The sequence below is a fragment of the Haladaptatus sp. SPP-AMP-3 genome, from assembly GCF_049568665.1.
Lineage (GTDB): Archaea > Halobacteriota > Halobacteria > Halobacteriales > Haladaptataceae > Haladaptatus > Haladaptatus paucihalophilus.
This window is the reverse complement of the sequence record NZ_CP145897.1, coordinates 1,212,114-1,232,609: the sequence shown is the minus strand read 5'-3', so window position 1 is coordinate 1,232,609 and position 20,496 is coordinate 1,212,114. Positions and strand designations below refer to the sequence as shown.

The following is a 20,496-nucleotide window of genomic DNA, read 5'->3' as shown; positions in this document are numbered from 1 at the left end:
GATATAGCCCGGTCCGAGATACCCTCGTATTTTACCGCTAAATGGGAGCAGTGGCCGGAATTACGGGTAGAGACGCGATTTAGGGGACACGCGACATAGCCGGTCGTGATGAACATCAGCTATTCAGTCACGCGCCGACCGACGGATCGGTCGGTCGCCGAAACGACGGACGAGCGGTTCACCGCACGGGGTGACGGACGGTGAGCGAAAAGCCGGTCACGGAACAGAAAGTCAGCGAACCCCGCGACGACGAACACCTGCAGGGTGTCCCCGACGGCGCGGGATGCACGGAAATCTGGGAACACCTCTCCGACGACCGGGACGAGGAGGACGACGAACTGAAAGAATGACGTCGGACACGGCGCTCGTCCTCGTCGGACACGGCTCACATCGGAACTCGGGGTCCGCCAGACCGGTGTACGACCACGCCGACGAGCTTCGCTCTCGGGGAGTTTTCGCCGAGGTGCGCGAGGCGTTCTGGAAGGAAGCGCCCTCGCTCCGGGACGTCCTTCGGACGGTCGAAGCGGGCGTCGTGGTCGTCGTCCCGCTGTTCACCAGCGAAGGCTACTTCACCGAGCGGGTGCTCCCCCGCGAACTCCGCCTGACCGGCGGGTGGGACCTCGACGTGGACAAGACGGTCCGCTACGCTGAGCCGGTCGGAACGCACGAGTCCATGGCCGACGTCATCGTCCGGCGCGCCGAGCGCGTCACCGGCGACCAGTCCGTCGGTTCGGGCGTCGGGTTGGCAATCGTCGGCCACGGCACCGAGCGCAACCCCCGAAGCGCGAAGGCGACCCGCGACCACGCCCGAACCGTCGCCGACCGTGACCGCTTCGACGAGGTGCGCGCGCTGTTCATGGACCAAGCGCCGTACATCGACGACCTGACGGCCCACTTCGAGAGCGACGAACTCGTCGTCGTTCCGCTGTTCGTCGCCGACGGCTACCACACCCGGGAGGACATTCCCGAGGACATCGGGTTGACCGACGACGCGGCGACGGGATTCCCGACCCCTGCAGACGTGGACGGCGACCGGGTCTGGTACTCTGGTGCCGTCGGGACGGAACCCCTCGTCGCGGACGTCGTCGTCGAACGGGCGCGGAACCGTCTCAACGCCGAAACCGATGGAACGCGAATCCGCGACACGGACGGAGCGAACGGTGACGACGAGGGCGAGCGGAGCGAGGCCGAGGCGGCCCGCGACGCCTTCATCGCGTCGGTGGACCGCACCGCGCCGCAAACGTGGGGGCAACTCGCCGTCGCGGTCGCGGAAACCGACGACGGTCGGCGCTACGAACTGCGGCACGTCGATGACCGCGACGCGGACCTCGCCGACCTCGAATCCCACGCCGACCCGACCGAAACGAGAGACGCCGTGCGGTTCACCGACGACGGCGCGTACCGCCCGCTGGCGACGGCGGCGACGCTCACGAGCGGATGGGTGCTGTCGGACCTCGACGCCGACGCCCTCTTGCAGGCGATAGAGTTCGTCTACCCGGCCTCGATAGCCAACTGGTACCGCGAGGAGAACGGCGAACTCGACGTGACCCACTTCCGGGAAACGGCGGCCCGGCAGACGGGCATCTACGCCGACGTCGCGGACCTCGGACGCGACGAACTCGACTACGCCGTCGAGGCGTGTTGCGTCGACGGGCAGTGCCGTGCGCGACGGGTGTGGGACGCCGCGGCGGACGACGAAATCGACGTTCCGCGCGGGGACGGCGAGTTTCCGTGCCGGGAACCGTGTTCGATGTTCGTCGCCGCCGCGCGGGAGTTCCGCGAAATGGAGGAAGGAGAAGCGAACGGAACGGAAACGGACGGCGCGAACGAATCGAGCGAACCGACCGACCCCGACGACTACCGAGCGCGGTATCGGAGCGCGAAACGCTGCGGAGGCGAGACGTAAATGTACACTGGAACAGTCTATCTTGTCGGTGCAGGACCGGGCGACCCGGAACTGCTGACGGTAAAGGCGCGGAAACTGCTGGACGACGCGGACGTCGTTTGCCACGACAACCTGGCGGACGACCGCATCGTGGACTCCTGTCCGGAGTCGACCGAGCGGATGTACGTCGGCAAGCGCCCCGGCCCGGACGGCGAGCGGACGACGCAGGAGGAGATAAACCGCCTGCTCGTCCGACTGGCCCGCGAGGGAAAGGACGTGGTTCGACTGAAGGGCGGCGACCCGACGGTCTTCGGCCGCGGCGGCGAGGAAGTGGAACACCTCGCGGCCGCCGGAATCGACTTCGACATCGTGCCCGGCATCACGAGCGCGGTGGCCGCGCCCGGCGTCGCCGGGATTCCGGTCACGCACCGCGACCACGCGTCCTGCGTCACCGTCGTCACCGGCCACGAGGACCCGACGAAGGCCGAAAGCGCCCTCGACTGGAACGCGCTCGCCGCGACGGTGCGGGCGGGCGGAACGCTAGTGATTCTGATGGGCGTCCGCCGACTGCCGGACAACGTGGCCGCGTTGCGGTCCGCGGGCGTCCCGGCGGACACGCCCGCCGCGATGGTCGAGCGGGCGACCCGCGAGGACGAGTTCACCGTGACCGGGACGCTCGACACCATCGTGGACCGACGGGACGAGGTGGGTATCGAACCGCCCGCCGTCACCGTCGTCGGCGACGTCGTGTCCGTTCGTGACCGCGTGGTGGAGTATCTGGACGGCGCGCCATCCGTCGGCGTCCCGTCGTTCGCCGACGCCGCGGTCTCCGAACGGGGGGTCGAGTGATGGGACGCGACTTCCGGGAACTCGTCTCGCACGTCGGGTCCGGCCCGAAGTCGGCCGACGACATGGACTACGAGGCGGCTAAATTCACGTTCGCGGAAATCCTCTCCGGCGACGTCTCCCCCGTCGCGCTCGGCGGGTTTTGGGTGGCGAACCGCTGGAAACGGAACACGCCCGAGGAACTCGCGGGGTTCGTGGACGCGATGCGCGAAGACTCCGTGTCCGTCGCCGCTCCCGACTGTTCTCCCGTCGATTGCGGCGCGAACTACGACGGCAAGTCGAGGACGGCCCTCCTCGGCGTTGCCTCCGGTCTGGTCGCGGCGGCCGCCGGAACGCCGGTCGTCGTCCACAGCGCCGACCGCGTACCCGTGAGCGACGGGTGTGCCTACCGGCACGTCCTCGCCGAACTCGGCGTGGACACCGACCTCGACCCCGAGACGAGCGCCGAGATGACCGACGAAGTGGGTTTCGGCTTCTACGACCGAGCGCGGTTCAATCCCGGCGTGGCCGCCCTCGAAGACGACAGGCGCGCCCTCGGTGTGCGGACGTTCGTCAACACCGTCGAGACGCTCGCCAACCCTGCCGACGCGTCGGTCCACCTCGGAAGCTTCTTCCACACGACGTTCGGCGAGCGAATCGTGAACACGTTCGCCGAGAGTCGAACGCAGGACGTGGAGCGCGTCCTCATGTTTCAGGGATTGGAGGGCTACGACGACGTTCGACCCGGACGAACGACCGTCGTGGAGTGGGACGGCGCGGAGATAGAAACGGACCGTCACGGGATGGACTTCGACGGCGACGCCCTCGACGTCGCCGACGTACCGAGCGACTCGGCGCGCATCACAGAGGAGGTCCTCTCCGGCGAGCGCGACGGCGACCTCGCGGACGCCGTTGCGTTCAACGCCGCGCTCAGGCAGTACGCCCGCAACGACGTGCAATCGATAGACGACGGCGTGGAGCGAGCGCGGAACGCGCTCGCGGACGGGTCGGCGGCCGACCGACTCGTCGCGCTCCGGCAGTTCGACGGCTGAATTCAGTCGTCGAGCACTCGCTCCGCGATTTCCGTCGCTTCCTCCCTCGCGCGTTCCTCGTTTTCCGCGCTCCAGACGGCATCCGATTCGACGGCCGCACGGACGGCGTTTCGGCGCGTCTCCGCCGGAAGTCCCTGCCGTTTCAGCTCTTCCCGCAATTCAGCCGTGACGGCGGCGACGGTTTCCGCGCCCGCCAGTTCCGGTTCGATTCGTCTCCGGAGTTCGCGGCTGAGCGCGGGACTCCGCCCGCCGGTCCCGACGGCGACGACCACGTTTCCGTCGCGTACCGTGGCCGGGACGACCACGCTCCCCGCGTCGCGGCCGCCGTGTTCGTCCGTTCGATTCACCAGCACTCCTCGCTCGCTGGCCGCTCGCTCGACCGCTTCGTTCAACGCGGCGTCGTCCGTCGCCGCGACGACGAGCGCGGGCGCGGCCCCGTCGAGCCACGTTCCCACCTCGGCCGGGTCGATGCGGGCTTTGACGAGCGACAAGGGAGGTCGCTCGTCGCCTTCTTTTTCGGAACGGGGTTCGAATTCGTCCGCGAACCTCGCCGCAACGACGACGACTTCCGCTTCGCGCGCGAAGCGGCGCGCCTTCCGGTAGCCGACCCGCCCGCCGCCGAACACGAGCACGCGCTCCCCGCGGAAGTCGTGGAACAGCGGAATCATTCCCGGAGGGTGAACTCGACCGTCTCGTGCTCGCCGCCGTAGTACGCTCGGAGGAGGGCCGCTTCGTCGTCGTATCCGCCGTCCGGGACGATTCTCGCGGGAACCGACGCGGTGAGCGGCGTTTCGTCGAACGGGTACGGGTCGAGTCGGAACTCGTGGTCACCGAGAGGCGTCACCGTCATCGAGACGTCCGGGGTTTCGGGCGACGTCGGCACCGAATCGATGGTCGTCTCCTCGGGCCATTCGCTGGTGCAGAGGACGAGCGATAGGAAGTCCCACACTTGCAGGAGTTCGTAGTTACACCACAGCCTGCTCTCGGTTCCCTCGGGCGGTTCCCCCTCCTCGTGCAGCGCGGTGAGGAGGTCGATGTCCGCGTCCGAAAGTCGCGTGTCGGCGTCCGAACGTCGCTCGTTGCCGTGTTCGCCATCGTTTTCTCTCCCGTGTAACTCGCCCGCGAGACGGGTCTGTCGCCGTTCCTCGCGGTCCACGAACTCCTCGAAGGAGGGCGGCGTGTCGGGCCACGACGACGACAGGCCGTAGCGGCGGCGGCGAAGCCCGGAGCCGTGCATCGACGTTACGAGTCCGGCGTAGTCGTTCAACTCGACGACGCTCTCGATGCCGTCGTCGTAGAACGCCACCCACGCGTCCGCCGGGACGCTCAGGAAGTCCACGACCTCGCCGTCTTCGAGGTGCGGCCGTCGGTCGTACTCCCACCAGCCGTCGTCGTGCGCGTCCGCCGCGAGCACCATCGCGGCGAACGGCCTTGGGCGTTCGAACGTTTCGTTCCCCCAGTGCTCGGCGAACCGTCCGGCCAACCTCGCGTGGTCGGGTTGTGTGATGAACCGATGGTGGTCCTCCCCGTCGGCGATAATCATGTCTCGGCATTTGCACGGGACCGGCATAAAAGCGCGTGCCGACCCGCCGACGGCGGGTCAGCGGGTCGGTCGTCGCGGTTCCCCGCTCGGCCGTGGTCCACCGATTTTCCCCGCTGGTCCGTCGGTTCTTTCCCGCGGTTCACTCCGCGTCGGCGTCGGGACCGATGGTGATGACGGCCGTTCCGAACGGTTCCATCGGCTTTTCGAACGTGGCGGTCAGCTCGTCGCTCGGAAAGATTCCGAGAATGCGCGCCGTCTCGTCCCCGACGTTTCGGATGCTGTGCGGTACCTCGACCGGAACGAGCGCGATTTCGCCCGCCGACAGTTCCGTCGTCGCGTTTCCGACCGTCGCTTCCACGGTTCCGGCGGTCACGTGGAGCAACTCCTCGTTGCTGTCGCGGTGTGTCGGGAGGTAGTTTCCGGGTTCGAGTTCGATGCAGACCAGCATCAGGTCCTCCCCAGAAACCTCGCTCGCTTGCGGCGTCCCCGGCGACAGCGGGAAGTAGCCCCGTAGTCGCGCGTGTTCGTCGTCTTCTTGCCACACGTCGGTTCCCTCGAACTTGTAGAGTCGGACCGGTTGCAGGTCCTCGTCCCGTGATTGCACTGCCATGGTTTCCCCCCTCTCGTCGCTCGCGGTGGGGTACGCGGAACGAACCGTCCGCGAGATAATATCCCCGTTCGACGCTAGGCGAATTCGAAGCATCACCCTTTCGTGGGGCAATTTTCCGACAGAACGGGTTCCGGTAGGCGGTCGCTATCGCCGCGCTCGGCGGCGGTACGGACCTCATACTCTTGCGGAGATGGCTCGTTCTGTGGACGGACGATGGCTCCCGAGACGAACCACGCCGACGACACCGTATCGGACGACTGTTCGCGCTGCCGGGACGACGCCGTGCTCCGCGTCGTCCGCACCGAAATCGACGTCGGGATGACCGCCGCCAGGAAGTCGTCCGGTGACTCCGCGAGCGTCTGTCAGGACTGTTTCGCCCGCCTCCGCGCCGACCCGGACGCGTCGTTCAACAGCCTGTTCGAGGACGGGTCCGACGCCGCCCGCTCCACGAGACGGTTCATCAAAATCGAGCGGCTGTAGTCGTCCGCGGCGTCTTCCTCCCGCGGCGTCTTTCAGTACTCGGGCGGCACGTAGAGGTTGAGCGTTTCGAGCGGCTCCTCTCCCGTGTTCGTGATTTCGTGCGTCTCGCGCTCTTCGATGCACACGATGTCTCCCGCCGAAAGTCGGACCGTCTCGCCCTCGACGATTGCTTTGCCCTCTCCCGACGCGACGAACAGCCACTGTTCGCTTCCCTCGTGGCGATTGTCCGGGCCGCCCGTCGATTGCCCCGGTGACAGCACCATGGAGGCGGCTTGTGCTCGCTCGGTTTCCAGCAGTACGTCGAACCAACCCGCCGTTTTCGTGGTCGTTCGCTTCATGGAGTCGCGTTCGTTTCCGAGCGCCAGAAGCGTTCGGGGTAGCTGTGCGGCAGCACGACCACTCGTCGATTTATGTTCGCTCGACCCGTTTTGGTAGCCATGCCAGAGAGGGGGTACGCGGAGAACGCGGCTGGCGGGGGATTGCTGTCGCTGCTCTACCGGCTTCGTCGGGGTGACTCGGTGATGGTCGGCACCGACACCGGACCGCTCCGGAGCCCGCGGCAGTTCACCGTCGAACGAATCGCCGAGGAGCGCTCGGCGCGGGACGACGAGATATATTACCGGGTCCACCTTCGCGGGTCGCGCGACGGCCGCTACGTGGTGATGCCCGAGAAACCGCAAGGGAAGGGCGCTCACGTCCCGCCCGAACTGTTCTATCAGCACCCGAACGACAGCGACAGGTGGGACGAACCGGCGGAGGACACCGAGGGGAGCGTCGTCTTCCTCCGAGTGACCGCCGGAGCGCCGATATCGACGGAATAGGGCGACGTGAAGGCTGGTTCCGCGGTTCCGAGGCGGTCGGACCGACTTCGGGACGACCGAACCGACTCCCGACGAGTGGACCAACTTCGGGACGGTCACACCGACGCGACGAACAGGTCCAGCTTCGAGTTCGGCTCGTTCACGGTGAGTCGCACCGCGTCGAAGTGGCCGTCCGCCGTGGTTCGATAGTCGACGCCGCGAACCCCGCCGCCGACGCGCCCGAACGAGAGCTTCGGACGGTGTGCGTAGGCTTTCTCGAATTCCACCGTCGCCCGGCCCGAGCCATCGACGGACACGCCGCGGTGCACGTCGAACGCGGGGGTGTGGTCGCGCACCATCGATTTCGCGCCCCCGATGTGCCACGGGTTTCGAACGTCCGACCAGTTCCCGTCGTAGCAGTTGTCCGTTCCGCCGTCGCCCTCCACGATCGCCGGAGCGCCGCTCCGGTAGATTCGGTTGCGCCGGACGATGTTTCCGCTGCTACGAATCAACAGTCCGGCTTCGTGTCCCTCCCCGGCGGCGAACCCGCGGACGTGGTTGTCGCTGATCTCGTTGTTCGTCTCACCTCCCGCCGAGAGGATTCCGACGCGTTCGAGGTCTCGGAGGCGGTTCCCTTCGACCGTGACGAATCGCGCGTTTTCGAGGATGATTCCAGTTCTGCCGGTGCCGGAAATCGTGTTTCGCGCGACGAGACCGTCCTCGCTCCCGGCGATTCTGATGCCGTCGCTCGACACGTTCCGGATGCGATTTCGGGCGACGACGAAATCCGAGATTCCGTCGGCGACATTGATGCCGCGGCCGCCGTAGCCGTACAGGTCGTTGTCCACCGCGGTGATGTGGTCCGCGCTGTCGATGTCGAGCGAGATGCCCGAGAAGTCGTCGCGTCGCTCTTGCACGCTGACGTTCCCGTCGATTCGAACGTCCCGTACGGTTCCCCCGAACCCGAGGTGGCAGAACGATTTGTGGTGGCCGAACCCGAGGTTGTCGGCGATGACGACGTAGCCCCCGCCGTCGGTCAAATCGTCCCCGCCGATGCCGACCAAGCTCCCCTCCGGGTTGTTCCCCATCACGTTGCCGACGACGGCGACGTTTTTGCCTTGTCGATGGCGACCGTTCCGCCACACGTCACAGGAGATGGAGCGGTCGAGCCCGTTCGTGAGGACGTTCTCGGAGACGACGACGCGCGTGCCTCCGACCTGAATCCCCCTGTCGCCGATGTCGTGGATTCGGTTGCCGACGATGCGGACGTCCCGGCTAGCTGGTTCCGCGCTGATACCGCTCCCGCCGGTGCTGTGTTCGTGGTATGGATGCGTCCGGGTCACGTAGTTTCTCGCTATCGTGACGGTCTCCGCGTCCTTCACCACGATGCCGTGACACAGCTTCGTGAAGACGCTCTGTTCGTCGGGATTCCCGTCGAATCCGATGCCGCGAATCGTGACGTTCGAACAGTGGCGGTGATGGCCGACGCGAAAGCCGCCCGCGTTGGCGTCCGCCGCCGGTTTTATCAGCGTCCGAACGCCGGGACCGACGACGGTTACGTCGTCCACGTCGATGTCGAGCCATCCGGTCGTCCGGTACGGCGCGTTCTTCGCCGCGATGAGAATCGTCTCGCCGGGCGAGAGGTTCTCGAACGTCGATTCGAGGTCGTCGGTCGTCGTGACGACGGAATCGGCCACCGCTCGCGTCCGTCGCTCGTCCTGCGCGTCGGTCGCACGGCCGTCGTCCGCTCCCCACCCCGTGAGCGCGAACGCCAGCCCAGCAGTTCCCCCCAGCACCCGCCGCCGTGGAATGTCGGGCATTCTCCGTGAGACCCACGACGCCGACCACCCACTGATTTGTGGCCGCGGGCGTCGGCTCGCCGCGACTCCGCTCGCCCCTCGTTTAACCGTCTGTTAATCGTTCCAAGGGGCGCATTACAAATTATTAGGACGTCGTTCCACTTCGTGAGATGTGCCCTGCTGAACGTTCAACCCCGAGACCACACCCGGAGAAGCGGACGCTCCGGACAGACACGCTACCGCCGCAGAACCGGAGGGACGTCGGACGATGAGCGAACTTCCGGACGCGAGTCGTCGTCGCTTCTGTCGGTCGGCGGGTGCGCTCTCCCTCCCGCTCCTCGGTTCGACGGCCGCCGCTCGGTCGACGGACGGGGGGGTCGTGTTCATCTACGACGACTCCCCGGAGGAGGACTACACTCGAATCTTCCCGGTTCATCAGGACGAGGGCGTTCCGGGGTGCGTCGCCGCGGTTTCGGACCGCATCGGCCACTCGTCGTGGCTCTCGCCGGAGCAGTTGCGGGAGATGGAACGCGAGGGTTGGGAGGTGATGTCCCACTCCGTCCGCCACCGCGCGCTGGGCGAAATCGCGGTCACGCGAGACGTCGAACCGGGCGAGACGAAACTGTACGTGGAGTCGAACTTCCACAAGCGCGTTCCCGGCGACGAAATCGCGGTGGACGACGGCCGCCGGACGGAAACGTTCACCGTCGCTGACGGCGGCGAGGATTCCACCGGCGAGTACCTCGTGGCGGAAGAACCGCTTCGGACGGCCTTCCGCGCGAAGGACGGCGTGACCGAACGCTACACCGACGATTTGCTTCGGCGGTCCCTGAAGAACTCGAAGGAGACGCTGGAGGGATTCGGCGTGGACGTTTCCTCCCTCGTCCTTCCGTTCGGTCGCACGCGTGGTCGGGTGCAGGAACTGGTCCCCGACTACTACGACGTGCTGGCGAACGAACACCACGGCGGCTTCAACGCTCAGGGGTCGCTCGACCGCTATCACCTCGGTCGCGCCGTCTTCCGCGACGGGTCGATGACCGAGGCCGAAATCGGGGCGTTCCTCGACCGCGTTCGGGACGAGGACGCCCTCGGGATATTCGTCGGGCACAGTCAGGACGGCCACCTCGCGCCCTCCCGCGTTCGGGCGACGATTCGCCTCGCCAAACGCCGGAACCTCGAAATCGTGACGTTGCGGGACGCGCTGGAGGAGTTCGACGCGCTCCCGACGACCGACGAACCCACGACGACCTCACCGTCCACGACACGGACCACCTCGTCCGTCACGTCCACCGCGTCAACGTCGGCCAGTGGGGACCCCTCGTCGGGGACGACCGGCGACCCGTCCGATACGAAATCGGCGGGTGACGACACGCCGTCGGCGAGTCAACTCGGCGCGGTGTCGCTCCTCGGCGCGCTCGGTCTGGGCGCGCTCGGCTACTTCCGTCGGCGATAGGTCGCTCGTCGGGTCGCCCTTCGCGCGCTCGCCGTTCATCCGGCGAGCCTCGCCCGCGTCAGCACCGCTTTATCCCTCGGACCTGTCGGGACGAACGTGTCCAGTTCTCGCTCCCGGTTCGTCGCCGCGCTCTTCGCCTTCGTCGCGCTGGCGTGGGGGGGTTCCTACGTCGCAATCTCGGTCGGCCTGCACAACCTCCCGCCGGTGTTCTTCGCCGCGAGCCGCCTCGACATCGCGGCGGTCGTCCTCCTGCCGTCCGTCGTCGCGTGGTTCGACGACTGGCGACCGACGACGACCGGCGATTGGCTCACCGTTTTCGCCGCCGGGCTGTTCGTCGCGGGGGGAACCAACGCCTTCCTGTTCGTCGGCCAGCAGACCACGCCGAGCGCCGTCGCGGCCGTGATATTCGCGCTCAATCCGATACTGGCGACGCTCTTCGCGTGGGCGCTGCTGCCGAGCGAACGGCTCTCGGTCGTCTCCCTCCTCGGCGTCGTCCTCGGGATTCTCGGCGTCGCCATCGTCGCCGACCCGACCCCCGAGATGCTCCTCTCGGCGCGGGGACTCGGCCCGTGGATACTCCTCTGTGGCGCGGGCTGTCTCGGGTTCGGCACCGTCCTCACGCGGCGGTTCGAGACGACGCTTCCGACGCTCGTGACGACCAGTTGGGGCCTCCTGTTCGGCGGCCTCTCCCTCCACGCCGTGAGCTACGGACTCGGCGAACACGTTTCGACCGCGTGGAGTTCGACGCTTCTGGTATCGATAGCCTACCTCGGCGTCGTCGCCACCGCGGGGGCGTACTCGGCGTACTTCGAACTCATCGTGCGCATCGGCGCGGTTCGCACGGCGCTCGTCTCCTACGTCGTCCCCGTCGTCACCGCGATTGCGGGCTGGCTCCTCGTCGGCGAGACCATCACGCTCCACACCGTCGCCGGATTCGTCGTCATCGCAACGGGCTTCGCGCTGACCGAACGGCGGACGCTCGTCGCCGGACTTCGTGACGGCGGCGGGACGGAAGCGGACGCGTGACCGTTCTCGGACCACTTCGATTCCCGACGTCAAATCCGCTTCTCGACGCCAAACCCGCTTCCCGCATTCGATGTACCGGATGGCGCGCGCTGGCGGGGCGACGAGGACACCCCGTCCGAGTCGCCCCGGTGAAGCGTGCGAGGGATGAGCGGAACGAAGGGAAGCGAATCGGTTGGGGAGGGTGTGGCCGTCGCGGTGCTGTGCGGAACCGGTTTGTGGTTGGGACTGAAAGGGGCCGCCCGCTCTCGTTCGTCGTGGTTGCTGTGCGGGCCAGTATTCTGGCTGGGCGTTGTCGCCGCGAGCGAAGCGAGGGGTGGCTCGGAAAAGCAGAGCTCTTCCGGCGCGGAGCGGCCAGAATATTCCGCACAGCGGCCGCAAGCGTGGCGGGGGCTTTCGAGGTCCACATCTCCGCAACGTCGTCCCATTTGAACCGAACCCGACGAAGTGAGAAGGCGGGGGGTGTTCGAAGTCAAGTTCAGAGTAATTCCGTCGTCATCACCGAAACCGATACGTGCTGGGTCTGTTGATGCCGTTCGAAGTGGTCAGTCTTCGTCGAGCGCGAGCGCCCCGAAGAATCGGTCGGCGACGATTTGGAAGAGGCGTTCGTTGATGACGGGCGAGTCCATGTCGGTGTCCGCGAAGATGCCGAGCGACAGTTGTCCGCCCGCCCGGTCTTGGTGGCCGCCCGCGGTGCCGAACTCGGAGAACGCGTCGTTGAGTGCCATCCCGATGTCGATGCGGGGGTCGAACGAGCGCCCGCTGAGCCAGAGGTCGCCGTTGACGACGCCCATGACGAGGACGGTCCTGATGCCTTCGAGTCGGAGGAGGTACTCCGCGGCCTGTGGGAGCGCGCCGCTGTCGGACGTCTGTCCGATGCTGGAAACGAGGACGGACCCGCGCATGGTCCGGTGATGGATGGCCCGTCCGACCGCATCGAGCGTCTCCGGGGTGAGCGACGACCCGTACACCTCCTCGATGAGGTCGATGTCCGCGTACGGAAAGAGGTCGAGCGCCGCTCGGTAGTCGAGTCTGGTCGGATAGCGAACGTCGTCGAGTCGCTCTCGGTGGATGGCAAAGAGCAACGCCGAGGCGACCAGTTCCGGCGGGTCATCGTCCCAGTTGGTCACGTACTCGGCTAGAATCGCCGCCGTCGAACCGTACTCCGGTCGGATGTCCACGAACGAGGCGTCAGGGTCTCCGGGCGGTTCCATGTTGTCGATGACGACATCGGCGTGGACGGTCGGCGGGATTTCGACTTCCGTGCCGGAAATCGAGTGGTCCACGAACGCCACGATATCGTAGCTCTCGAGGGAGGCGTCGTCGATATCCTGCAGGCTGATGTCGAAGATGCCGATGAACGAGCGAATCTCCTGGTGGGTGATGTGGCCCTGATAGAAGATGTCCGTGTTGGTCACGCCGTTTCGCGCGGCGATCCATTGGAGCGCATATGCGCTCGCCAGACAGTCCGGGTCCGGCTGGTAGTGACAGACGATTGCCAGCGAGTCGGTGTCTTCCAAAACGGTCTCCAGTTCTTCGGCTTCCCCGACGGCAACTTCCCCCATGGGAGACACTACGTGTGTACGAAACAGGAAGCTGCCGGTTGGTTTCACCGCCGGGCGGAAAAATGAACGAGTCGGTCAGTCGGAGAGTTCGGTCAGTTCGTCGGGCGTCGGGACGATGCCGAGCTGTTGCATCATCCCGAGCATGTCCCAGTTGGCCCACGTTTCCGTTATTTGGCCGTCCCTGACGCGGTGCATGGCGAGGCCCGTGATTTCGAACGTCTCGCCCGTCGGTTCGTGGCCGACGAACTCGCCTTCGTGGGTGCCGGTTTCGGTGCCGCGGAACACGACCAAATCACCCTCTCCGATCATCTCCTCTATTTTCACCTCGGCGTCGGGGAACGCCTCCCCGAACGTCCGAATCATCTCTTCGAACTCGTCCGCGTCCTGCGTCCCCGACGGGGCGTCGGGGTCGTAGCGGACGTAATCCGCCGCGAGCAGTTCGTCCGCGACCGCCTCGTTCCCCTCGTTGACGAATTCGTTGATGAGCCGATTGACTACTTCCTTGTTTTCGTCTACGTCTTCCATAGGTCCCCCCGCGCACGGGTACGTCGGCGGGGTACAAAGTGTTGTCCGAGAGGAATCTCTTCGAAACCAGAGTCGTGACAGCTCGGGGCGCGTCGAACAGGGCAAAACGGCTGCGCGCGCCCGGAAGTAATCCGACAATGGAGGATAAATATTATTTCGTGGCATCGGAACATTACCATCCGGTAATGTTTAGGCAGGCCTAAAAACCGATGGGTTTACGTTGGTTTAGGCTAGCCTAAAACCCGTATGCAGCGATGGAAGCCCCGAAGAGCACGGATAGCGACGGCTCTACCACGCGAACCGACGGAGTGGTCTCGATGAGCCGTTCCGAAAGCGAGCGGCTGCTCGCAAAACAGGCGCGGCGCGAGTCGAACGCGCGGACGTACCCGCGTCATCTCCCCCTCGCAATCGAGCGCGCGGAGGGGGTCACGGTGGCGGACGTGGACGGTCGGGAGTACTACGACTGTCTCGCGGGTGCGGGGACGCTCGCGCTCGGTCACAACCACCCGGTCGTCGTGCAGGCCATCGAGGGCGTGTTGGACGCGAGCGGCCCGCTCCACACGCTCGACATCACGACGCCGACGAAGGACGCGTTCGTGGACCGGTTGTTCGAGAGCCTCCCCGACGAGTTCGTCGACGCCGCGCGCGTGCAGTTCTGTAGCCCCGCGGGAACCGACGCCATCGAGGCGGCGCTGAAGCTCGTCAAGACCGCGACCGGAAACCGCTCCCTCCTCGCGTTTCAGGGCGGCTATCACGGGATGACCCACGGCGCGCTCGGACTGATGGGCGACACCGACCCGAAGGCGTCCGTTCCGGGAACGATGCCCGACGTACACCACCTGCCGTACCCCTACGACTACCGCTGTCCGTTCGGCATCGGCGGCGAGGACGGCCACCGAACGTCGAGTCGGTACGTCGAACGACTGCTGGACGACCCGGAGAGCGGCATCGTCGCCCCCGCCGGAATGGTGCTCGAACTCGTGCAGGGCGAGGGCGGCGCGGTTCCCGCCCCCGACGAATGGACCCGCGAGATTCGGCGGATGACCCGCGAACGCGACATCCCACTCATCGCGGACGAGATTCAGACCGGACTCGGCCGGACGGGCGAAACGTACGCCTTCGAACACGCGGACATCGTGCCGGACGTGGTGACGCTCTCGAAAGCCGTCGGCGGCGGCCTCCCCCTCGCGGTCGTGGTCTACGACGAATCGCTCGACGTCTGGGAACCGGGTGCCCACGCCGGGACGTTCCGCGGCGATCAGTTGGCGATGGCCGCCGGGCAGGCGACCATCGAGTACGTCCTCGAAAACGACCTCGCCGCTCACGCCGAGCGGATGGGCGAGCGCCTCCGGGGGCACCTCGACGGGACCGCCGAGACGTTCGATTTCGTCGGCGACGTTCGCGGCCGCGGGCTGATGCTCGGTGCCGAAATCGTGGACTCGACCGCCGAATCGGACGAACTCGGCAGTTATCCCGCCGCGCCGCACCTCGCGTCGGCCGTCCGCGGGGAGTGTTTCGACCGGGGTCTCATCGTGGAACTGGGCGGCCGTCACGGCAGCACCGTCCGATTCCTCCCGCCGCTCGTCGTCACGAAGGACGACATCGACGCCATCGCGGAACGGTTCCACGACGCTGTCGCGGCGGCCGAGCGCGAGGTGGTGACGGCATGACGAAGGCCAACGCGAAGGAGATCGAGAACCGTGAGGGCGCGGACTCGTTGTTCCTCGGCAGCGACGAGGGGGACGACGCCTACCGGCGGGCGATGGCAAAAGCGACCGACGCCGTCCTCGACTCGGCCGTCGATGACGAGCAACCCTACTCCGGTCAGTCGCCGGAATCGCTTCGGGAACTGTTCGCGGACGAACCGATGATTCCCGAGGAGGGTACGGGTGTCGAGGAAGCCATCGAGGACGCGATGCCGATACTCCGGAACTCCGTGAACGTCTCGAACCCGACCTGTTTCGCCCACCTCCACTGTCCCCCGACGGTTCCCGGTTTGGCCGCGGAGGCGATGCTCTCGGCGACGAACCAGTCGATGGATTCGTGGGACCAGAGTCCGGCGGCGACGATGCTCGAAACGCGGATGGTCGAGGACCTCTGTTCGCTCTTCGGCTACGACGCCGACGCCGGAGACGGGGTGTTCACCAGCGGCGGCACGCGGTCGAACTTCCTCGGACTCCTGCTCGCCCGCGAGCGGTTCGCCGCGGACCGCTTCGGCACCGACGTACAGCGCTCGGGGCTCCCGCCCCGCGCGAAGGCGATGCGAATCCTCTGCTCCGAGGAGGCACACTTCACGGCCGAACAGGCCGCCGCCCACCTCGGTTTGGGGGAGAACGCGGTGACGACGGTCGAAACCGACGAGAACCGACGGATGTGTCCGGACGCGCTCGACCGAACCCTGTCGGACCTCCACGGGCGGGAACTGGTCCCGTTCGTCCTCGTTGGCACCGCCGGAACGACGGACTTCGGGAGCATCGACCCGCTTTCCGAACTCGCCGACCGGGCGGACGAACACGACCTGTGGTTCCACGTCGATGCGGCCTACGGCGGCGCGCTGGCCGCGAGCGACCGCCACCGCGACCGCCTCTCCGGCATCGACCGCGCGGACTCCATTGCCGTCGATTTCCACAAACTGTTCTACCAGCCCATCAGCTGTGGCGCGTTCCTGCTCCGCGACGGCTCGCGGTACGAACACATAGCGCGAAACGCCTCCTACCTCAATCCGGAAGGGGACGACGCGCCGAACCTCGTCGCCAAATCCACCCAGACGACGCGCCGCTTCGACGCGCTCAAACCGTACCTCACGTTCAAAGCCGTCGGGCTGAGCGGATTGGCCGACCTCATCGACGGCACCGTCGACCTCGCCGAGGACGTCGCGGCCCTGCTCTCGGAGGACGACTCGTTCGAACTGGTCGCCGAACCGACGCTCAACGCCGTCGTCTTCCGCTATCGGCCGCACGACGACCTCTCCGACGACCTGCTGGGATGGATAAACGAGGCGATACGCGAGTCGCTGCTCCGAGAGGGCGAGGCGGTCCTCGCCCGAACCGAAGTCGACGGCGTTTCCGCGCTGAAGTTCACCCTCCTCAACCCGCGGACGACGCTCTCGGACGTCGCCGCCGTCCTCGATACGCTCGAACGGCGCGGCGATTCGCTGTGTGCCGTCTCGCCGGGGGTGAGTCGATGATTCCCCCGAACGCGACCGACGACCCCGACGCCGTGGCCGCCGCCGCGACGACTCACGCTTTCCTCAACTCCTATCTCCGGGAGACGGGGGATTACGAGGTCGTCGAAGATTCCTCGGCGGAGTCGGGGTGTGCGATTCGGTTCGAACTGTCGGCCGTCGGCGTCGAAGTCGTCGTTCCGCTTTCGTACCTGTCGGAGACGGGTCGCCACCTGTTCGACCTCCCGGCGCGGTTCCGGGCGGGCGGCGAGTGGACGACGCTCGACTACGCCACGCTTGCGTCGCTCGTCGTCGAGGACCTGTCGCAAAAGCGCGCGAACGACCACGCAACGGACGAACTGCTCGGACGCGTGCTGTCCAGCAAGCGGGCGACGGAGCGGTTCGTCGAAGCGCGCGCCGACGACCTCGATGGGTTGTACGGCACCGACTTCGAGTTCGTCGACGCCGAACAGTCGCTCGTCTTCGGCCACCTGCTCCACCCAACGCCGAAGAGCAGGGAGGGAATCGCCGCGCGCGACGCGCCGACGTACGCCCCGGAACTGCGCGGGTCGTTCCCGCTTCATTACTTCCGGGCGTCCCCCGCCGTCGTCGCGCACGATTCGGCGCGGGACGAGAGCGCGACCGAGTGGGTGAAATCCGAACTGCGCGACGATCCAGCCGTCTCCGGGTCGTTCGTCGCGGAACACGTCGAGAGCGACGACGCGTTGATTCCGGTCCACCCGTGGCAGGCCGAACACCTGCTCCGAAAGCCGTTCGTGGCATCGTTGGTGGACGACGGGGAACTGGACTATCTCGGCCCGCGGGGTCGGGACTTCTATCCCACGTCGTCGGTTCGGACGCTGTACAGCCCGGAATCGTCGTTCATGGTGAAGGGGTCGCTCGCCGTCACCATCACGAACTCCGAGCGCACGAACAAGCGGCCCGAACTGGAACGCGGCGTCGTCATCACCGAACTCATGGACACGGACCTCGGGGACGAACTGCGGTCGCGGTTCCCCGACTTCGATGTCGTGCGCGACCCGGCCTACCTGACGGTCGAAGCGGGCGACGGGGCGGAATCCGGGTTCGAAGTCGTCCTGCGCGAGAACCCCTTCCGCGGCGAGGACGCGAGGAACGCGACGCCCATCGTTGGGCTCTGTCAGGACTCGCTGTCCGGCGGGAACTCGCGTCTCGCCAACATCGTGGAGGAAATCGCGGGGCGGGAGGGCCGAAGCACCGCCGCGGTGAGTCGTGACTGGTTCAGGCAGTACCTCTCCGTCGCCATCCGACCGGTGCTGTGGCTCTACCTGACCCGCGGCGTCGGATTGGAAGCCCACCAGCAGAACAGCGTGCTGACGCTCGAAGACGGCTATCCCGACGAGTTCCGCTACCGGGACAACCAGGGCTACTACTTCGTGGAATCGACGCGGGAAGAAGTAGAGAAGTTCCTCCCCGGCGTCGCCGAACGCGCGGACACGCTCGTCTCGGACGCGCTGGCGGACGAGCGAATCCGCTACTACGTGGTCCTGAACAACGCGTTCGGGGTGGTCAACGCGTTCGGCTGTGCCGGACTCGTGGACGAGCGCGAGTTGCTCTCGCTCCTTCGAGAGGAACTCGAATCACTCGTGGAGTACGAGCGCGAGGAGTCGTCGCTGGCGACGAGTTTGCTCACGGAGCGGCGGGTCGCGTGCAAGGCGAACCTGCTCACCCGGTTCCGCGGCATGGACGAACTCACCGGCACGCTCGAAAACCAGTCCGTCTATTCGGACGTCCCCAACCCGCTCGTGACGGAATTGGAGGTGAAACCATGACCGGTCCGGCCGGACTCGTGGCGTCGAACTACGAGTTCCAGACGCGCGACGAGGGCGCGGAAAAGACGATTTCGTTCCGGGAGGCGTCGATGGACCGCGACCTCGGCCGCCTCCACCGCTGGCTGAACGAACCCCACGTCCTGCCGTACTGGCAGTTGGACGACCCGCTTCCCGAGTTCCGACGGACGCTCGCCGAAAAGCTGGCCGACGACCACCAGACGCTCTACGTCGGCCACCTCGACCACGTTCCCATGAGCTACTGGGAATCGTACTGGGCCGCCGAGGACGACCTCGCGGCACACTACGATGCGAAGCCGACGGACCGAGGAATCCACCTGCTCATCGGCGTCCCGGAGTTCCTGGGCCACGGCTACGCCGAACCCCTCCTTCGGGCCATGACGGCGTTCCAGTTCCGCCACGACGAGACGGACCGAATCGTGACGGAACCCGACGTTCGCAACGACAAGGTCATGCACGTCTTCGAGAAGTGCGGGTTCGAACCCCGACGGGAGCTGTCGTTGGAGGAAAAGGACGCCCTGCTGATGGTCTGTAACCGCGAGCGGTTCGAGACGGAGGTGCTGGGTCGATGACGGGCGGCGAACGTTCGACGGACAGCTACGACGTCGTTGGCATCGGTCTCGGCCCGTTCAACCTCGGTTTGGCGGCCCTGCTCGAGGACACGGAGAGCGACGCGCTGTTCCTCGAACGGGAATCCGAGTTCGAGTGGCACGGCGGCATGCTCATCGAGGACGCGACCCTCGAAGTGCCGTTCCTCGCCGACCTCGTGACGCTCGCCGACCCGACCAGCGAGTACACGTATCTGAACTACCTTCGGGAGGCGGACCGCCTCTACGAGTTCTACTTCTACGAGACGTTTCAGGTGCCGCGGCGGGAGTACGACGACTACTGCAAGTGGGTCGCCGAAACGCTCGGCAACACGGCGTTCTCCCGCAACGTGACCGACGTTCGGTACGACGAAGAGGGGGAGGTGTTCCACGTCACCGCCCGCGACCCGGAAAACGGCGGGACGTTCGAGTGCCGCGCGGAGAACGTGATGGTCGGCGTCGGAAGCGTCCCGCGGATTCCCGAGGCGCTACGGGGACATCCGAGCGAGGACGTGTTCCATACCGCGCGCTATCTCGACCGACGCGAGCGCTGTCTCGACGCCGAGGCGATTACGGTCGTCGGGTCGGGTCAGAGCGCCGCCGAGGTGTTCCTCGACCTGCTGAAACACCGGTCGGAGACGGATTTCCGACTCGACTGGTTCACGCGCTCGGCGGGATTTTTCCCGATGGAGTACTCGAAACTGGGTCTTCAGCACTTCACGCCCGAGTACACCGAGTACTTCTACGACCTGCCACAGGAGCGAAAGGACGGCCTCGTGTCCGAACAGGACCTGCTGTACAAGGGAATCGACCCCGAGACGAGCGAGGAAATCTACGACCTGTTGTACGAGCGCTCCATCGGCGACGCGGACCCGGACGTCGGCATGCTCGCCACGACCGAAGTCGCGGACATAGAGGCGACGGACGACGGCTACCGCCTGACCTGCGAGCAGTGGCAGGAAGGCGAGCGGTTCGCCCACGAAAGCGACGTGGTGGTCCTCGGAACCGGCTATCACCGCCCGAGGCCGTCATTCCTCGCCGGAATCGAGGACCGAATCTCCCGCGACGCGAAGGGACGCCTTCGCATCGCCGAGAACTACGAAATCGAGTTCGACGGCGCGGGCCGCCTGTTCGTGCAGAACGCCGACCTGTACAGCCACGGCGTCGGGACGCCCGACCTCGGTTTGGGCTGTCAGCGAAACGCAGTCATCGTCGAGTCGGTGCTCGGCGAAAAACGGTATCCGATCGACGAGGACACCGTTTTTCAGGATTTCTCCGTCGAGCGGTTCTGCTCGAAAGCACCCGGAAGCGAACGACTGGACGACGAACGCGCGACACCCGCGCAGGAGGACTGACG

Annotated in this window: 20 protein-coding genes and 1 pseudogene; 14 read left to right on the top strand and 7 right to left on the bottom strand. The window is 66.4% G+C overall.

Features of this window, described 5'->3' with window-relative positions:
• The first annotated feature begins 200 nt into the window (after positions 1 to 200).
• The 5 genes and pseudogenes from V5735_RS07055 to V5735_RS07035 all read left to right on the top strand — a co-directional run bounded on the left by V5735_RS07055 (position 201) and on the right by V5735_RS07035 (position 3,762).
• Positions 201 to 350 carry a hypothetical protein gene (locus V5735_RS07055; RefSeq protein WP_423745708.1) on the top strand — a complete coding sequence of 50 codons (150 nt, stop codon included), beginning with the start codon at positions 201 to 203 and terminating at the stop codon, positions 348 to 350.
• Positions 347 to 1,159 (top strand): annotated as a pseudogene (locus V5735_RS07050) (CbiX/SirB N-terminal domain-containing protein); the annotation flags it as partial. The gene V5735_RS07055 and the pseudogene V5735_RS07050, both read left to right, overlap by 4 nt.
• 60 nt (positions 1,160 to 1,219) lie before the next feature.
• A complete protein-coding gene (locus tag V5735_RS07045; RefSeq protein ID WP_423746003.1) occupies positions 1,220 to 1,906 on the top strand; it encodes a DR2241 family protein in 687 nt (228 codons plus the stop codon).
• Positions 1,907 to 2,734 (top strand): uroporphyrinogen-III C-methyltransferase, encoded by an 828-nt coding sequence (gene cobA / locus V5735_RS07040; protein WP_423745707.1) that lies wholly within the window; start codon positions 1,907 to 1,909, stop codon positions 2,732 to 2,734.
• Positions 2,734 to 3,762: an anthranilate phosphoribosyltransferase gene (locus V5735_RS07035; RefSeq protein ID WP_423745706.1), complete on the top strand. Its 1,029-nt coding sequence runs from the start codon at positions 2,734 to 2,736 to the stop codon at positions 3,760 to 3,762. Before cobA ends, V5735_RS07035 begins: the two co-directional genes overlap by 1 nt.
• Before the next feature lie 2 nt (positions 3,763 to 3,764).
• On the opposite strand, the gene V5735_RS07030 is transcribed toward V5735_RS07035, so the two are convergent.
• The 3 genes from V5735_RS07030 to V5735_RS07020 all read right to left on the bottom strand — a co-directional run bounded on the left by V5735_RS07030 (position 3,765) and on the right by V5735_RS07020 (position 5,915).
• Positions 3,765 to 4,430 (bottom strand): precorrin-2 dehydrogenase/sirohydrochlorin ferrochelatase family protein, encoded by a 666-nt coding sequence (locus tag V5735_RS07030; RefSeq protein WP_423745705.1) that lies wholly within the window; start codon positions 4,428 to 4,430, stop codon positions 3,765 to 3,767.
• Positions 4,427 to 5,305: a DUF3891 family protein gene (locus V5735_RS07025; RefSeq protein ID WP_423745704.1), complete on the bottom strand. Its 879-nt coding sequence runs from the start codon at positions 5,303 to 5,305 to the stop codon at positions 4,427 to 4,429. The genes V5735_RS07030 and V5735_RS07025 overlap by 4 nt, the downstream gene beginning before the upstream one ends.
• 139 nt (positions 5,306 to 5,444) lie before the next feature.
• Positions 5,445 to 5,915 (bottom strand): cupin domain-containing protein, encoded by a 471-nt coding sequence (locus tag V5735_RS07020; protein ID WP_423745703.1) that lies wholly within the window; start codon positions 5,913 to 5,915, stop codon positions 5,445 to 5,447.
• Between the two features lie 213 nt (positions 5,916 to 6,128).
• Here V5735_RS07020 and V5735_RS07015 point away from each other — a divergent pair, with 213 nt between their 5' ends.
• Positions 6,129 to 6,395 carry a hypothetical protein gene (locus V5735_RS07015; protein ID WP_423745702.1) on the top strand — a complete coding sequence of 89 codons (267 nt, stop codon included), beginning with the start codon at positions 6,129 to 6,131 and terminating at the stop codon, positions 6,393 to 6,395.
• Between the two features lie 32 nt (positions 6,396 to 6,427).
• Here V5735_RS07015 and V5735_RS07010 read toward each other — a convergent pair whose 3' ends face one another.
• Complete coding sequence (locus tag V5735_RS07010; RefSeq protein WP_423745701.1) at positions 6,428 to 6,733, bottom strand: cupin domain-containing protein; 306 nt, start codon at positions 6,731 to 6,733, stop codon at positions 6,428 to 6,430.
• Positions 6,734 to 6,832: 99 nt separating this feature from the next.
• On the opposite strand from V5735_RS07010, the gene V5735_RS07005 reads away from it, so the two are divergent.
• Complete coding sequence (locus tag V5735_RS07005; protein WP_423745700.1) at positions 6,833 to 7,216, top strand: hypothetical protein; 384 nt, start codon at positions 6,833 to 6,835, stop codon at positions 7,214 to 7,216.
• A gap of 95 nt (positions 7,217 to 7,311) precedes the next feature.
• Here the strand turns inward: V5735_RS07005 and V5735_RS07000 are convergent, their stop codons facing one another.
• Complete coding sequence (locus V5735_RS07000; protein ID WP_423745699.1) at positions 7,312 to 9,015, bottom strand: right-handed parallel beta-helix repeat-containing protein; 1,704 nt, start codon at positions 9,013 to 9,015, stop codon at positions 7,312 to 7,314.
• A gap of 247 nt (positions 9,016 to 9,262) precedes the next feature.
• On the opposite strand from V5735_RS07000, the gene V5735_RS06995 reads away from it, so the two are divergent.
• Together V5735_RS06995 and V5735_RS06990 are read left to right on the top strand one after the other, a co-directional pair.
• Entirely contained in the window at positions 9,263 to 10,447 is a 1,185-nt protein-coding gene (locus V5735_RS06995; protein ID WP_423745698.1) for a polysaccharide deacetylase family protein, read from the top strand.
• 96 nt (positions 10,448 to 10,543) lie between these two features.
• Complete coding sequence (locus tag V5735_RS06990) at positions 10,544 to 11,473, top strand: DMT family transporter (RefSeq protein WP_423745697.1); 930 nt, start codon at positions 10,544 to 10,546, stop codon at positions 11,471 to 11,473.
• 542 nt (positions 11,474 to 12,015) lie between these two features.
• Here V5735_RS06990 and V5735_RS06985 read toward each other — a convergent pair.
• Positions 12,016 to 13,035 carry a DHH family phosphoesterase gene (locus V5735_RS06985; RefSeq protein WP_423745696.1) on the bottom strand — a complete coding sequence of 340 codons (1,020 nt, stop codon included), beginning with the start codon at positions 13,033 to 13,035 and terminating at the stop codon, positions 12,016 to 12,018.
• A 75-nt stretch (positions 13,036 to 13,110) separates the two neighbouring features.
• A complete protein-coding gene (locus V5735_RS06980) occupies positions 13,111 to 13,560 on the bottom strand; it encodes an ester cyclase (RefSeq protein ID WP_423745695.1) in 450 nt (149 codons plus the stop codon).
• Between the two features lie 317 nt (positions 13,561 to 13,877).
• On the opposite strand from V5735_RS06980, the gene V5735_RS06975 reads away from it, so the two are divergent.
• Genes V5735_RS06975 through V5735_RS06955 form a run of 5 tightly spaced genes read left to right on the top strand, consistent with a single transcriptional unit; the run spans position 13,878 to position 20,494 of the window.
• The gene (locus tag V5735_RS06975) at positions 13,878 to 15,230 is read left to right on the top strand and encodes a diaminobutyrate--2-oxoglutarate transaminase (RefSeq protein WP_423745694.1); all 1,353 of its coding nucleotides are present in this window, start codon (positions 13,878 to 13,880) and stop codon (positions 15,228 to 15,230) included.
• A complete protein-coding gene (locus V5735_RS06970; protein ID WP_423745693.1) occupies positions 15,227 to 16,747 on the top strand; it encodes a pyridoxal phosphate-dependent decarboxylase family protein in 1,521 nt (506 codons plus the stop codon). The genes V5735_RS06975 and V5735_RS06970 overlap by 4 nt, the downstream gene beginning before the upstream one ends.
• Positions 16,744 to 18,534 carry an IucA/IucC family protein gene (locus V5735_RS06965; protein WP_423745692.1) on the top strand — a complete coding sequence of 597 codons (1,791 nt, stop codon included), beginning with the start codon at positions 16,744 to 16,746 and terminating at the stop codon, positions 18,532 to 18,534. Before V5735_RS06970 ends, V5735_RS06965 begins: the two co-directional genes overlap by 4 nt.
• Complete coding sequence (locus V5735_RS06960; protein WP_423745691.1) at positions 18,531 to 19,124, top strand: GNAT family N-acetyltransferase; 594 nt, start codon at positions 18,531 to 18,533, stop codon at positions 19,122 to 19,124. The genes V5735_RS06965 and V5735_RS06960 overlap by 4 nt, the downstream gene beginning before the upstream one ends.
• A complete protein-coding gene (locus V5735_RS06955) occupies positions 19,121 to 20,494 on the top strand; it encodes a lysine N(6)-hydroxylase/L-ornithine N(5)-oxygenase family protein (RefSeq protein WP_423745690.1) in 1,374 nt (457 codons plus the stop codon). Before V5735_RS06960 ends, V5735_RS06955 begins: the two co-directional genes overlap by 4 nt.
• Positions 20,495 to 20,496: the final 2 nt, after the last annotated feature.